Genomic DNA, 14,548 nt, shown 5'->3' with positions numbered 1-14,548 from the left:
TCGGGGGTCGGCCGCGGTTTCCGCGCCCTGGCAGAGTGGGCGTCGTGCCCACGACAGCCGTGATGTGGTTCCGCCGGGACCTCCGCCTCGCCGACAACCCCGCGCTCCTCGACGCCTGCGACAGCGACGGCGTGCTGCCGCTGTTCGTGCTGGACCCGGCCCTGTGGGGGCCGGCCGGTGTGACCCGCCGGGCCTACCTCGGCGCGTCGCTGCGGGCGCTCGACGCGTCGCTCCGCCAGCGCCGGGCGTCCCTGTCCGTCGTACGCGGGAACCCGGTGCGCCAGGTCGTCCTGGCCGCCCGGCAGGTCGGCGCGAGCCGGGTGCACGTGGCGGCCGACTACGCGCCCTACGGGCACGCCCGCGACCTCGAGGTCGAGCAGGCGCTCGCCGACGCAGGCATCGAGCTGGTCCGCACCGGCTCGCCGTACGCCGTGGCGCCGGACCGGGTCCGCAACCAGTCCGGCAACCCCTACAAGGTCTACACGCCTTTCTCCAAGGGCTGGATGGAGCACGGCTGGCGCGACCCGGTGGACGCCCCGACCGGCGCGACCTGGCTGGCGCTCGACGAGACCGCCGACATCCCCGACCCGGAGCTGCCCCCCGGGCTGGAGCTCCCCGAGGCCGGCGAGGCGGTCGCCCGCAAGAGGTGGGCGGCGTACGTCGAGGAGCACCTGGCCGACTACGACGACGAGCGGGACCGCCCCGACCTGGACACCACGAGCCGGATGTCGCGGCACCTGAAGTGGGGCGAGATCCACCCGCGCACGATGCTCGCCGACCTTCGCGGGCGCACCGGTGCGGGCGCCACCGCCTACCGCCGCGAGCTCGCCTTCCGGGAGTTCTACGCCGACGTGCTCTTCCAGCGGCCGGACAGCGCGCGGGAGTACCTCCGCCCCGAGTTCGGGGCGATGCCGTACGACGAGCCGGGCGAGCCGTTCGACGCCTGGCGGGAGGGCCGCACCGGCTTCCCGATCGTGGACGCCGGGATGCGGCAGCTGCGGGCCACCGGCTGGATGCACAACCGGGTCCGGATGATCGTCGCGAGCTTCCTGGTCAAGGACCTGCACGTCGAGTGGCAGCACGGCGCGCGGCACTTCATGCAGTGGCTGGTCGACGGCGACGTGGCCTCGAACATGCACGGCTGGCAGTGGGTGGCCGGCTGCGGCACCGACGCGGCGCCGTACTTCCGGGTGTTCAACCCGACCACCCAGGGCGCGAAGTTCGACCCGGACGGCCGCTACGTGCGCCGCTGGGTGCCCGAGCTCGCGGACGTGCCGGCCAAGCACGTGCACCAGCCGTCGGCGTCCCCGGACGGGGTGCCGGACGGCTACCCCGAGCCGATCGTGGACCACTCCGCCGAACGTCTCGAGGCGCTCGCCCGCTACGAGAGGATCCGCTCGTGAACCAGACCCTGCTGGTCCCCGCCCGGTTCAACGGGCCCGCCCGCTCCGGCAACGGCGGCTTCGTCTCCGGCGCCCTGGCCGAGCGCGTGCCCGGCCACCGGGGCCGCACGGTCGAGGTGACGCTGCGCCGGCCGCCGCCGCTGGAGACCGCGATGACCGTCGCGACCGACGACGGCGTCACCACGCTGGCCGACGCGACCGGCCCGGTCGCCACCGCCCGGGTCGTCGACCTGGAGCTGGACGCGGTCGACGAGGTCGCACCCGACGTCGCCGCGGCCGCGATGCTCGGCTACCCCGGCCTGGGCAACCACCCCTTCCCGACCTGCTTCGCGTGCGGGCCGGACCGCGCCGAGGGCGACGGCCTGCGGATCTTCCCCGGCCCGGTGGGCGGCGCGACCGGGGACCGCGGGTACGTCGCCTCGCTCTGGGTCCCGCACGCCGAGGACGCCGAGTCCGGCGACCTGGTCGACGGCGTGGAGCGCTGCGGCTCCGGCACGACCTGGGCGGCGCTGGACTGCGTCGGCGGCTGGTCGGAGGACCTCGAGGGCCGACCGTGCGTGCTGGGCCGGATGACCGCCCGGGTCGACGCGTTCCCGGTCGTGGGCGAGCCGCACGTGGTGGTCGGCCGGCACCTGTCGACCGAGGGCCGCAAGTCGTTCACCGCCAGCACCCTGTACGACGCCGACGGCCGGGTCGTGGCCACCGCACGGCACACCTGGATCCAGGTCGACCCGTCGGTGTTCAACGAGACCGGGGCGCGCGGTCCCGTTTGACACGATTCCCCTGTCTGCCCTGCAATTGGAACGTGCAAATCAACTCGACCCCGAGCCCGTGGTGGCAGCACTCCGTCTGCTACCAGATCTACGTCCGCAGCTTCGCCGACGGGGACGGCGACGGCGTCGGCGACATGGCCGGCATCGCCCAGCGGCTGCCGTACCTCGCCGACCTCGGCGTGGACTCGGTCTGGATCACCCCGTTCTACCCCTCCCCGCAGCACGACCACGGCTACGACGTCGCGGACTACCGCGACGTCGACCCGCTGTTCGGCACGCTCGCGGACTTCGACCTGATGCTCAAGACCGCCCACGACCTCGACATCCGGGTGATCGTCGACGTGGTGCCCAACCACTCCTCGACCGAGCACCCGTGGTTCCAGGCCGCGCTCGCCGCCGCGCCGGGCGACCCGGTCCGCGAGCGCTACGTGTTCCGCGACGGCACCGGCCGCGACGGCGCCAGGCCGCCGAACAACTGGGTCTCGATCTTCGGCGGTCCCGCGTGGACCCGCGTCGAGGACGGCCAGTGGTACCTCCACCTGTTCGACGTCAGCCAGCCCGACCTCAACTGGTGGAGCCGCGAGGTCCACGACGAGTTCGATGCGATCCTGCGGTTCTGGCTGGACCGCGGCGTCGACGGCTTCCGGGTGGACGCAGCGCACGGGCTCTACAAGCACCCCGACCTGATGCCCCGCGAGCGGCACCACCGGCTGCCGCACCCGATGTGGGACCAGCCCGAGGTGCACGAGGTCTACCGGCACTGGCGCACCGTCCTGGACTCCTACGACGGCGAGCGGATGGCGGTCGCCGAGGCCTGCGCCGGCACCCCGGAGGCGATGGCGCGCTACATCCGCGAGGACGAGCTCCAGCAGACCTTCAACTTCACCTGGCTCGAGGCGAGGTGGTCGGCCTCCGCGTTCAAGAAGGTCGTCGTCGACACCTTCGACTCCGTCGGCCTGGTCGGCGGCTCCCCCACCTGGGTGCTCTCCAACCACGACGTGGTGCGCGAGACCACCCGGTACGGCGGCGGCGAGGCGGGTCGGGCCCGGGCCAGGGCCGCCGCGCTGACGATGATGGCGCTGCCCGGCTCGGCCTACGTCTACCAGGGTGAGGAGCTCGGCCTCGAGCAGGTCGACGTCCCGCCGGAGCTGCGCCAGGACCCGTCCTTCCACCGCGGCGGCGACCCGGTCGGCCGGGACGGCTGCCGGGTGCCGATGCCCTGGTCGGGCAGCGAGGCGCCGTACGGCTTCGGCCCGGGTCAGGGCCAGCCGTGGCTCCCGCAGCCGGCGGACTGGGCCGGGCTCACCGTCGAGGCGCAGGAGGGCGACGAGGGCTCCACGCTGAGCTTCTTCCGGCGGATGCTGAAGCTCCGCCGGGAGGTCCGCGCGGGGCTGCCCGACGCCGTCGAGGTGCTCGGCACCCCACCCGGCACGTTCGGGTTCCGGCGCGGCGACCTGGTGTGCGTGGTGAACTGCGGGTCGCGCCGCTCCCGGCTGCCCGCCGAGGCCGGCGAGCTGCTGCTCAGCAGCGGGCCCGACCCGGTCGACGGCCGGATCGCCCCGGACACCGCCGCCTGGTTCCGCTCAGCGTGACCCGGCGCCTCTGGCGCCGGAAAGCAGCCTGACCCGGCGGGTCTGGCGGAGAATTCTCCGCCAGACGCGCCGGGTCAGCGTGTGGTCAGACGGTCTCGACGGCCTCGTCCTCGCGCTCGATCGTGGTGCGCAGCGGGACCTCGTGGATGAACAGCACCGCGATCAGCGCGACCAGCGCGCAGGGCGCGGCGATCAGGAACAGCCGGCCGGTCGCGTCGCCGAAGGCGGTCTCGAAGACCGCGCGCACCGGCGCCGGCAGGGTGGCCATGTCCGGGATGGCGCTGCTGCTGCCCGCGGCGTCCGGCTGGACGCCGAGCTTGGCGAGACCGGTGGCGACGCTGCCGGCGACCTGGTGGCTGAGCACCGCACCGAGCACCGAGACCCCGATCGAGCCGCCCATCGAGCGGAAGAACGCGACCACGGAGCTGGCCGAGCCCATGTCGCGCTGGGCGGTGTTGTTCTGCACCGCGAGCACGAGGTTCTGCATCGTGGCGCCGAGGCCCACGCCGAGGACCGCCATGAACACGCCGACCCGCACCAGGCTGGTGTCCGCGCCGATGGTGGAGAGCAGCCCGAGGCCGATGATCACCAGGACCATGCCGCCGACGAGGTAGCGCTTCCACACCCCGGTCCGGCTGATGATCCGGCCGGTGGTCAGGCTGGAGACCATCAGGCCGCCGACCATCGCGATGGTCATCAGGCCGGCGTGCGTCGGGGTCATGCCGTGGGCGATCTGGAAGTACTGCGACAGGTAGACCGTGGACCCGAACATCGCGATGCCGATCATCACCGACGCGAACGTGGCGAGGCTCGTCGTACGGTCGCGGAACAGGCGCAGCGGGATGATCGGCTCCTTGGCCCTCATCTCGGTGACGACCGCGGCGACGAGCAGCAGCACGCCGAGCGCGATCATCCAGCCGGTGGTCACCGAGGCCCAGTCGAAGTCGTGGCCGGCCAGCGACACCCAGATCAGCAGGGTGGAGACGCCGCCGGTGAGCAGCAGGGCGCCGAGGCAGTCGATGCTGACCTCGCGCTTGACGGTCTGCACGTGCAGGGTCTTCTGCAGCACGCCGAAGGCGATCACCGCGATCGGCAGGCCGACGAAGAAGCAGCCGCGCCAGCCGAGCGGCGAGTCGACGATCACGCCACCGATGAGCGGTCCGCTGACCGTGGCGAGCGCGAAGACCGCACCGATGTAGCCGGAGTAGCGCCCGCGCTCGCGCGGGGACACGATCGAGGCGATCACGACCTGGACCAGCGCGGTCAGGCCGCCGACACCGAGGCCCTGGACGGCGCGGGCCGCGATCAGCGAGCCCATGTTGGGAGCGACCGCCGCGATCAGGGAGCCGATCGAGTAGATCACCAGCGCCGTCTGCACGAGCATCTTCTTGTTGAACAGGTCGGCGAGCTTGCCCCAGACCGGCGTCGAGGCGGTCATCGTCAGCAGCGTGGCCACCACGATCCAGGTGTAGCCGGACTCGCTGCCGTTGAGGTCGGTGACGATGCGCGGCAGGGCGTTGGTCACCACCGTCGAGGACAGCATCGCCACGAACAGGGCGAGCAGCAGCCCGGAGAGGGCCTCGAGGACCTCGCGGTGCGACATCGGCTCCTCGACGTGCGGGGCCGGGGTGGCGGTGGTCTGAGCGGTGTCTGTCATGTCCTCGGTATCTCTGTCGGGTTCCCGCTCAGCGTACCCAATGCTTGCGTTCTGCAACCATCTATTTTCCGGCATGCGGACGTGATCCCGCCCACGGCACGGTCAGGGGGTCGGGTGCCGCGCGTCGTACTCCAGGAACCGCCGCGACAGCGCGCTCGCGGTGAGCACGCCGACGATGCACGCGGCTCCGCCGAGCACCAGCGCGAGCTGCTCCCCCGTGTGGCTCGCCACCGACCCGGCCAGGAAGTCGCCGGCCCGCGGCCCGCCGGCCACCACGACGATGAACACGCCCTGCAGCCGGCCGCGCAGGTGGTCCGGGGCGGCGACCTGCAGCACCGTGTTGCGGTAGGCCGAGCTGATCATGTCGGCCATCCCCGACACCGCCAGGAACGCCACCCCGATCCACAGCACGTCGGTGAGCCCGACCCCGCCGACGGCGGCCCCGTAGACCAGCACCGCGATCACGATCGCCAGCCCCTGCAGGCGCACCTTGGTGATCCACCCCGAGAACAGGAACGCCACGATCGCCCCGGCGGCCGGCGCCGCCTGCAGCAGGCCCACCACGCCGGCCCCGCCGCCGTACACCTTGTAGGCGAGCGCCGGGAACAGCGCGCGGGGCTGGGCGAGCACCATCGCGCAGAGGTCGAGGACGAACGTCATCCGCAGGTTGGGCGAGCGCCGGAGGAACCGCAGCCCGTCCAGCACCGACTTCAGCCCGGCGCGCGGGCTGTCGTGCAGCGGCGGCATCCGCGGCATCCGGAGCAGCGCGTAGTACGCCGCCGCGAACGTCACCACGTCCACGCCGTAGGCCACCGCGAAGCCGCCCCACCCGACGGCGAGCGCCCCGAGCATCGGCCCGAGGGTCATGCCCAGGTTGGCGGACGCCATGTTCAGCGCCGCGGCCGCGGAGATCAGCTCGCGGTCGAGCAACCGGGGCACCATCGCGCTGCGGGCCGGGTTGTTCACGGCGTAGAAGCCCGACTGCACGGCGATGCAGCCGTAGAGCAGCCAGACCGAGGTGTTGCCGACGTACGCCTGCACCAGCAGGGCGATCGAGACCGACCACAGCCCCGCGCTCGCGACGAGGGCCAGCAGCCGGCGGTCCACGGCGTCCGCGATGGACCCGCCGTACAGGCCGAGCACGACCAGCGGCACCAGCGCGAACACGCCGACCAGGCCGACGTAGAACGACGAGTGGGTCAGTGCGTAGACCTGGATCGCCACGGCCACGTTGGACATCTGCTGCCCGAGCTGGGCGATGGTGTTGCCGAAGAACAGCCGGCGGTACGGCGCGGAGACCTGCAGCGGACGGATGTCGGTGACGACCGACCGCCACCAGGACCGGCGGTCCTCACCCGTTGTCTGCACGCACCAACTGTGTCAGGTGCCCGGGCGGCGGGCGCGGCGACGTCCGCCGCTCGTCTCGGAGCCGCGGGAAATCCCCTTGTCTGGCCCCGGCGGCCGGACGTACCGTTGAGCCACACGAGGAAGGAGGTGGTCCGAAAGTGCATTCTTTACGGATTCGTGAGGTGGCTGCTCGCTAGCAGCGCACCAACCAGCCACGCTGATTGAGCAGTGCGCGCTGGTCACTACCAAGCAGTCACCCGGCCCGTGGGCGCTCCGGACATCATCCGACCGGAGACGCGGAACTCGTTCCGCACCGCCCACGGGTCGCTTGCGTCTCCCGCCGACCCGTCACTCGCGCAGCGACACGCCCCGCGTGTCGCTGCACGAGTGACGGGTCGGCGTCAGTGGAGGGTGAGCCGGACGACGCGGTCGGTGAGGGCCGGGGTCTCGCCCCCCGACGAGGTACGCCGTGTCGGGGTCCGCGGCCACCGGCGTCGCGTCGGCCAGGCCGGTCGGCAGCCGGCCGGCCCGCCGGAACCGGCCGGACGCCGGGGAGAACCACCACAGCCGGTCCGTGACGGTGTCCGGGCCGGTGCGCCCGCCCGCGAGCAGCACCCGGCCGTGGAGCACGACGGCGGCGGCGTGGCCGAGGGGCCGGGGCAGGTGCCCGACGAGCCCCGCCCGCCCGGTGCCGAGGTCGATGCGCTGCACGGCGTCGACCATCGCGCCGTTCCGCTCGCCGCCGAGCACCCACACGGCGCCGCCGACGAGCACGGTGGCGGCGTACCGCACCGGCAGCGGGAGGTGCGCGGCCACCCGCCACGACCGGCCGTCGCGGGACGTCAGCACGTCGGCGAGGGCGGGGCTGCCGCCGTCGTACCCGCCGACGACGTACGCCCGGCCGCCCGCCACCACCGCGGTGAGGTCCGAGCGGGCGGCCGGCAGCCGCCCCACGACGCGCCAGCGGCCCCGGCGCCGGTCCTGCACCACCGCCTGCTCGCTCGCGTTGCCGCCACCGAGCACCAGGGTGCGGCCGCCGAGACGCACCCCCGCCGTGTCGTGGACGTCGACGGGCAGCCGGGGAAGCGTCGTGACGTGACCGTCGGCCAGGTCGAGGGTGTACGACGCGGAGCTCGACGCGTTCCCGGCGAGGAGGCCGCCGGCCACCGCCACCGGGGAGCCGGGACCCTGCGCGACGACCGCCTCCCGGCCCAGCGGCTGCGGCAGCCGCCAGCGCGTCCGGCGCACCCGGAGGTGCAGGGGGCTCGGGGTCGCCGAGGGCGCGACCGTGGACACGGAGACCGACGGCGCCGGGGCGGCGGGTGTCGCGGAGCCGCCGTCCGCCGTGCACCCGGTGACCAGCAGCAGCACCGCGGCCGGGAGGACGGCCCGCCTCACCGGAGGTTCCCGGTGTGGCCCAGGGAGTAGCGGCCGGGCTGCGGCCAGACCAGCAGGCCGTGCGGGTTGCCGCCGACGTCGATCTTCGCGACCAGCTTGCCGGTGCGGGTGTCCCAGCCGTAGACGTGGCCGTCGTAGCGCCCGGACAGCCACAGGGTGCGCCCGTCCGCCGAGACGCCGCCCATGTCCGGGTGGCTGCCCGGCGCCTTCCAGGTGTCCACGACCTGGTGGCTGGCCACCGAGACGACGCTCACCTCGCCGGCCATCCGGTCGGAGACGTAGAGGTGCCGGCCGTCCCGGCTCGGGTAGATGCCGTGCGGCATCGACGGCAGGTGGGTGACCCCGACGACCCGCAGGTGCCGCCAGCCGATCCGCAGCAGCCGGTCGCGGGCCATGTCGGCGACGTAGAACACCCGTCCGTCCGGGGAGAGCCGGACGTCCTGCGGCTTGCTGCCCGGGCCGAGATCGAGCCGTCCGGTGACCCGGTGCGAGGTCGTCGAGACCTTGAGCAGCGAGCCGGAGAACTCGCAGCTCACCAAGAAGTACCGCCCGTCCGCCGAGAAGTCCGCGTGGTTCGGGCCGCGGCAGCTGCCGTCGTGGACCACGGCGCCGCGCCGGAACGTGCGCGGGTCGGTGAACGCGATGTCGTCGTGCTCCTCGTCCATCACGATCCCGTGCCGACCGTCGGGCGTGAAGTAGAGGTTGTAGGGACGGCGCTGCGGGATCCGGCGCTCGATGCGCCCGGTGGCCGGGTCGATCGCCACCAGCTGGTTCGACGCGCTCGCCTCGACGTAGAGGGTGCGCAGGTCCCACGAGGGCGTGACGTGCTGCGAGAGCTCACCGGTGTGCAGCACCCGCACGATCGTGCGGGTCCGCTGGTCGATGACGGTGGTGACGGGGGCGCCGTACGCGTTGGGGACGTAGAGGTACGCCGGGTCGCCGGCCGCCTGCGGCGCGACCTGGCCGGCGCCCGCGTGGGCGTAGACCCGTCCCGGGACGGCCGGCGGCATTCCCGGGAGCGGGTCCCGGAACGGCGCGGGCACGACCCGCGGGGCGCCGGTGACCCGCGCGGGCGGCGTGCCCTCCGACGTGGCGGCCGGCGGCGAGGCCGGGCTCTCCGGCGTCTCCCGGTGGGCCGAGCAGCCGCCGGCCGCGGCGACCACGACGACGCAGCCCACCAGCACGCGGAGGGGACGGGAACGAGGAGGCACCCTGCGAACCTAGGCCACGAACCTGTCCGGCACCTGACCCCTACACCAGTGCGTCGCTGAACTGGGAGTTGTAGAGCGCTGCGTAGGCGCCGTCGGCCGCGAGCAGCTCCTCGTGGGTGCCCTGCTCCACGATCGCGCCGGACTCCATCACCAGGATCAGGTCCGCGTCCCGGATCGTGGAGAGCCGGTGCGCGATCACGAACGAGGTCCGGTCGGTGCGCAGCGCCGCCATCGCGTGCTGCACCAGCAGCTCGGTGCGGGTGTCCACCGAGCTGGTCGCCTCGTCGAGGATCAGCAGCGCCGGGTCGGCCAGGAACGCGCGGGCGATCGTGACCAGCTGCCGCTCGCCGGCGCTGATGTTCGAGCCGTCCTCGTCGACCACCGTGTCGTAGCCGTCGGGCAGGTTGTGCACGAACCGGTCCACGAACGTCGCCCTGGCGGCCTCGAGGATCTCCTCCTCGGTCGCGTCGGGGCGGCCGTAGGCGATGTTGTCGCGGATCGTGCCCTCGAAGAGCCAGGTGTCCTGGAGCACCATGCCGGTGCGGCCGCGCAGGTCGCCGCGGCGCATCGTGGCGATGTCCACGCCGTCCAGGGTGATCCGGCCGGCGTCCACGTCGTAGAACCGCATCACCAGGTTCACCAGGGTGGTCTTGCCGGCGCCGGTGGGCCCGACGATCGCGACCGTCTGCCCGGGCGTCGCCACCAGGGACAGGTCCTCGATCAGGGGGCGGTCCTCCTCGTAGCGGAACGACACGTGCTCGAATCGCACCTCGCCGCGCCCGCCGACGGTGAGCGGCTCGGCCAGCTCCTCGGGCTCCTCGACCGCGTCGAGCAGCTCGAAGACCCGCTCGGCCGACGCGACGCCGGACTGCAGCAGGTTGACCATCGAGGCGACCTGGGTGAGCGGCTGGGTGAACTGCCGGGAGTACTGGATGAACGCCTGTACGTCGCCCAGGCTCATCGACCCGCTCGCGACCCGGAGACCGCCGAGCACCGCGATGACGACGTAGTTGACGTTCCCGATGAACATCATCATCGGCATGATCAGCCCGGACACGAACTGGGCCCCGAAGCTGGCCTTGAACAGCTCGTCGTTCTCCTCGGCGAACCGCTGCTCGACCTCCTGCTGGCGGCCGAACACCTTCACCAGCGCGTGCCCGGTGAACGTCTCCTCGATGTGCGCGTTGAGCTGACCCGTCCGTCGCCACTGGGCGATGAACATGCCCTGCGAGCGCTTCATGATCTGACCGGTGACGACCATCGTGACCGGCACCGTGACCAGCGCGACGAGCGCCAGCGTCGGGGAGATCGAGAACATCATCGCCAGCACCCCGACCACCGTCAGCAGCGAGACCAGCAGCTGGCTCATCGTCTGCTGCAGGGTCTGGCTGACGTTGTCGATGTCGTTGGTGACCCGCGACAGCAGCTCGCCGCGGGGCTGCTTGTCGAAGTAGCTCAGCGGCAGCCGGTTGATCTTGTCCTCGACGTCGGCGCGCATCCGCCGCACGGTGTTCTGCACGACGCCGTTGAGCACGAAGCCCTGCAGCCAGGCGAGCAGCGAGGAGGCGACGTACACGGCCAGGACGATCAGCAGCACGTGCCCGACCGCGGTGAAGTCGACGCCCCGGCCGGGGACGACGTCCATGTGGGACAGCATGTCGGCGAGCTTGTCGTCGCCCTGCGCACGCAGACCGGCGACCGCGTCGGCCTTGGTGGTGCCCGCGAGCCGCCGGCCGAACAGGCCGGAGAAGATCAGGTCGGTGGCGTGGCCGAGGATCCGGGGGCCGACGACGCTGAGCGAGACGCTGACCACGGCGAGCAGCACCACCGCGAGCGCGCTGGCCCGGTCGGGCCGCAGCCGGCGCACCAGCCGCTTGGCGGACGGGCCGAAGTCCATGGACTTCTGGCCGACCAGGCCGCCGCCCATCGGGCCGCCGCGTCCGGGTCCGCCGGGCGCCTGGATCCGCTCGGTCTCCTTCATGGCTCCCGTCGTGGGCTTCGCCACCGGGGCGTTGGTGCCGCTCATGCCGCCTCCTCCGCCGTCAGCTGGGACTCGACGATCTCCCGGTAGGTCTCGCAGGTCTCGAGGAGCTCGGCGTGGCGGCCGCGGCCGACGACCTCGCCGTCCTCGAGCACCAGGATCTGGTCGGCGTCGATGATCGTGGAGACCCGCTGCGCGACGAGCAGCACCGTGGCGCGGGTGGTGACCGGCGCGAGGGCCGCCCGCAGCCGTGCGTCCGTGGCCAGGTCGAGCGCGGAGAACGAGTCGTCGAACAAGTAGATCTCCGGCTGCCGGATCAGCGCGCGGGCGATCGCCAGCCGTTGCCGCTGGCCGCCGGAGACGTTCGTGCCGCCCTGGGTGATCGGCGCGTCGAGCGTGTCGGTCATCGCCTCGACGAAGTCCCGCGCCTGGGCGATCTCGAGCGCCCGCCAGATCTCCTCCTCGGTCGCGTCCGGCTTGCCGTAGGTGAGGTTGCTGCGGACCGTGCCGGAGAACAGGAACGCCTTCTGCGGGACCAGCCCGATCCGGCTCCACAGCGCGTCCGGCTGCACCCGGCGTACGTCGACCCCGTCGACGTACACCTCGCCGGCGGTGACGTCGAACAGCCGCGGCACCAGGTTCACCAGCGTGGACTTGCCGGAACCGGTGGACCCGATGATCGCGGTGGTCTGCCCGGGCAGCGCGGTGAACGAGAGGTCGCGCAGCACCGGGTCGTCGGCCCCGGGGTAGGTGAACTGCACGCCGCGGAACTCCAGCAGGCCGCTGCCGTCGAGCTCGGTGACCGCCTCCTCCGGGGGTACGACGGACGACTCGGTGTCGAGGACCTCCGCGATGCGGTCGGCGCACACCGACGCGCGGGGCACCATCATCAGCATGAACGTCGCCATCATCACCGACATCAGGATCTGCACGAGGTAGGCCAGGAAGGCCGTCAGCGCACCGATCTGCATCTGGCCCGAGTCGACCCGGTGACCGCCGAACCACAGCACGGCGACGCTGGAGAGGTTCAGGATCAGCATCACGGTCGGGAACATCGTGGCCATCCAGCGGCCGGTGCGCACCGCGACGTCGGTGAGGTCGTCGTTGGCCCGGGCGAAGCGGCGGGTCTCGACGGGCTCGCGGACGAAGGCCCGGACCACCCGGATGCCGGTGATCTGCTCGCGGAGGATCCGGTTCACCCCGTCGATGCGGGTCTGCATCAGCCGGAACCCCGGGACCATCCGGGAGATGATGAAGCCGACCGCCAGGAACAGCATCGGGACGCAGACCGCGAGCAGCCAGGACAGCCCGAGGTCCTCGCGCATCGCCATCAGCACGCCGCCGACCATCATGATCGGCGCCGCGACCATCATCGTGCAGGTCATCAGCACCAGCATCTGCACCTGCTGGACGTCGTTGGTGTTGCGGGTGATCAGCGACGGCGCCCCGATCTGCGCGACCTCGCGGCTGCTGTAGGTGCCGACCCGCTGGAACAGGCCGGCGCGCAGGTCGCGGCCGAACGCCATCGCGGTGCGCGCCCCGACGTACACCGCGGCGCCGCTGCACAGGATCTGCACCAGCGAGACCATCAACATCGTCGCGCCGGTCCGCACGATGTAGCCGGTGTCGCCGCGCGCGACGCCGCTGTCGATGATGTCCGCGTTCAGGCTGGGCAGGTAGAGCGCCGCCATGGTGCCGACGAACTGCAGCAGCACGACGAGCGAGAGCGGCCTGCGGTACGCCGCGAGGTACTCCTTCAGGATCCGGATCAGCACGTCAGGCCTCCTGGCGGGTGGGTCGGGTGCGGATTCCACCGAGCAGGGCGTCGGTGATCTCGGAGGGGGTGAGCATCTGCTCCGGCTCGGCGCCGGGGTGCCGCACGCCGAGCACCAGGGTGCGCAGCAGCAGCGCGGCCTTGCGGGGCTCGACGGTGAGCTCGTCGCGGTGCGGCTCGAAGACCTCGGTGAGCCGGTCGAGCAGCGCCCGGTGCGAGTCGAGGACGAACTGCGGCGGCCCCGGCGGGTGCTCGTGCGACCCGGGCGGCTGGGACATCCAGACCTCGCGCAGCGCCATCATCACCGCGACGACCCGCTCCGAGCGTGCGTGCATCCGCTCGGTGGCGACCAGCACCCGCTCCCGCAGGTCGGTGACGCCCGCCAGGGCGTCGGCCAGCTCGGCCTTCCCGGCGGCGGGGTCCATGGTCTCCGCCGCGGCCGCCATCAGCAGCGCGGCCTTGTCGGGGAAGACCCGGAAGATCGTGCCCTCGGCGATGCCGGCGGCCTCGGCGATCTGCTTGGTGGTCACCCCGCCGCCGTGCTGGAGCAGCAGCGGCACGACGACGTCGACGATCGCGCGGCGGCGGTCGTCGGGGGCCATCGGCGCGGCGCGGCCGGTGCGGCGGGAGGAGGTCACCCCCACATGCTAGGTGAGTGAGTGCTCACTCACAAGCGGTTTTCCGGCTACGGGGCCAGCCGCTCCACGGTCCAGGGCGCGTGCGGGTCGCCGTGCGTGCGGCGGTAGCGCAGCCGGTCGTGCATCCGGCCCTTGCGGCCCTGCCAGAACTCCACGAGCTCGGGCTCCACCCGGAACCCGCCCCACGACGGCGGGAGGGGTACGTCGTCCACGTCGGCGAACTGCGCCAGCACGCCGCCGTACCGCTCGTCGAGCGCGGCGCGCGAGGCCACCACCCGGGACTGCGGCGACGCCCAGGCGCCGAGCTGCGACTCCCGGGGTCGCTCGGCGAAGTAGGCGGCGCTCTCCTCCCGGGAGACCCGCGAGGCGGTGCCCTCGACCCGGACCTGGCGCTGCAGGTCCTGCCACGGGAACAGCAGCGAGACGTGCGGGTTGGCGTCGATCTCCTCGCCCTTGCGGGACTCGTAGTTCGTGTAGAACACGAAGCCCCGGGTGTCGAGCCCCTTCAGCAGCACCATCCGCGAGGAGGGCCTGCCCTCGGCCGACACCGTCGAGACCACCATCGCGTTGGGCTCGTGCACCCCGGACTCCACGGTCTCGTCCAGCCACCGCCGGAACATCTCGACCGGGTCGGGCTCCAGGTCCGGGGTGTCGAGCCCGCGGTCGCCGTACTCGCGGCGCAGCGCACCGAGGTCCTGGGTCTGGGGGTGCTCGCTCATCCTGCGAACCTACCCATACGGCATGATGAGCTCGTTTGGGGTGCGTCGAACAGCC

At 72.6% G+C, this 14,548-nt stretch carries 11 protein-coding genes; 3 read left to right on the top strand and 8 right to left on the bottom strand.

Features of this window, described 5'->3' with window-relative positions:
- Positions 1–44 precede the first annotated feature (44 nt).
- From KRR39_RS23560 to KRR39_RS23550, 3 genes are read left to right on the top strand one after another with little or no spacing between them, the layout of a single operon-like run.
- A complete protein-coding gene (locus tag KRR39_RS23560) occupies positions 45–1,403 on the top strand; it encodes a cryptochrome/photolyase family protein (protein ID WP_254185386.1) in 1,359 nt (452 codons plus the stop codon).
- Positions 1,400–2,176, top strand: a complete 777-nt coding sequence (locus tag KRR39_RS23555) for a hotdog family protein (RefSeq protein WP_216939764.1) — start codon at positions 1,400–1,402, stop codon at positions 2,174–2,176. The genes KRR39_RS23560 and KRR39_RS23555 overlap by 4 nt, the downstream gene beginning before the upstream one ends.
- 32 nt (positions 2,177–2,208) lie before the next feature.
- The gene (locus KRR39_RS23550; protein WP_367303696.1) at positions 2,209–3,768 is read left to right on the top strand and encodes a glycoside hydrolase family 13 protein; all 1,560 of its coding nucleotides are present in this window, start codon (positions 2,209–2,211) and stop codon (positions 3,766–3,768) included.
- Positions 3,769–3,853: 85 nt separating this feature from the next.
- Here the strand turns inward: KRR39_RS23550 and KRR39_RS23545 are convergent, their stop codons facing one another.
- From KRR39_RS23545 to pdxH, 8 genes are all read right to left on the bottom strand, one after another.
- Complete coding sequence (locus KRR39_RS23545; protein WP_254185385.1) at positions 3,854–5,425, bottom strand: MDR family MFS transporter; 1,572 nt, start codon at positions 5,423–5,425, stop codon at positions 3,854–3,856.
- 102 nt (positions 5,426–5,527) lie between these two features.
- Entirely contained in the window at positions 5,528–6,793 is a 1,266-nt protein-coding gene (locus tag KRR39_RS23540; protein ID WP_216939763.1) for an MFS transporter, read from the bottom strand.
- A 327-nt stretch (positions 6,794–7,120) separates the two neighbouring features.
- A complete protein-coding gene (locus KRR39_RS23535) occupies positions 7,121–8,170 on the bottom strand; it encodes a Kelch repeat-containing protein (protein ID WP_216939762.1) in 1,050 nt (349 codons plus the stop codon).
- A complete protein-coding gene (locus tag KRR39_RS23530) occupies positions 8,167–9,381 on the bottom strand; it encodes a YncE family protein (protein WP_216939761.1) in 1,215 nt (404 codons plus the stop codon). The genes KRR39_RS23535 and KRR39_RS23530 overlap by 4 nt, the downstream gene beginning before the upstream one ends.
- Positions 9,382–9,421: 40 nt before the next feature.
- Positions 9,422–11,362, bottom strand: a complete 1,941-nt coding sequence (locus KRR39_RS23525; RefSeq protein WP_436972068.1) for an ABC transporter ATP-binding protein — start codon at positions 11,360–11,362, stop codon at positions 9,422–9,424.
- Positions 11,363–11,403: 41 nt separating this feature from the next.
- Positions 11,404–13,137, bottom strand: a complete 1,734-nt coding sequence (locus tag KRR39_RS23520; RefSeq protein ID WP_216939759.1) for an ABC transporter ATP-binding protein — start codon at positions 13,135–13,137, stop codon at positions 11,404–11,406.
- Position 13,138: 1 nt separating this feature from the next.
- The gene (locus KRR39_RS23515; protein WP_216939758.1) at positions 13,139–13,774 is read right to left on the bottom strand and encodes a TetR/AcrR family transcriptional regulator; all 636 of its coding nucleotides are present in this window, start codon (positions 13,772–13,774) and stop codon (positions 13,139–13,141) included.
- Positions 13,775–13,821: 47 nt separating this feature from the next.
- Positions 13,822–14,493: a pyridoxamine 5'-phosphate oxidase gene (pdxH, locus tag KRR39_RS23510; RefSeq protein WP_216939757.1), complete on the bottom strand. Its 672-nt coding sequence runs from the start codon at positions 14,491–14,493 to the stop codon at positions 13,822–13,824.
- Positions 14,494–14,548: the final 55 nt, after the last annotated feature.

Origin of the sequence: Nocardioides panacis (assembly GCF_019039255.1) — a bacterium.
In the GTDB taxonomy this organism is placed as follows: domain Bacteria; phylum Actinomycetota; class Actinomycetes; order Propionibacteriales; family Nocardioidaceae; genus Nocardioides_B; species Nocardioides_B panacis.
Note: the sequence above shows the minus strand (reverse complement) of the source record. Positions and strands in the feature narration are given on the sequence as shown.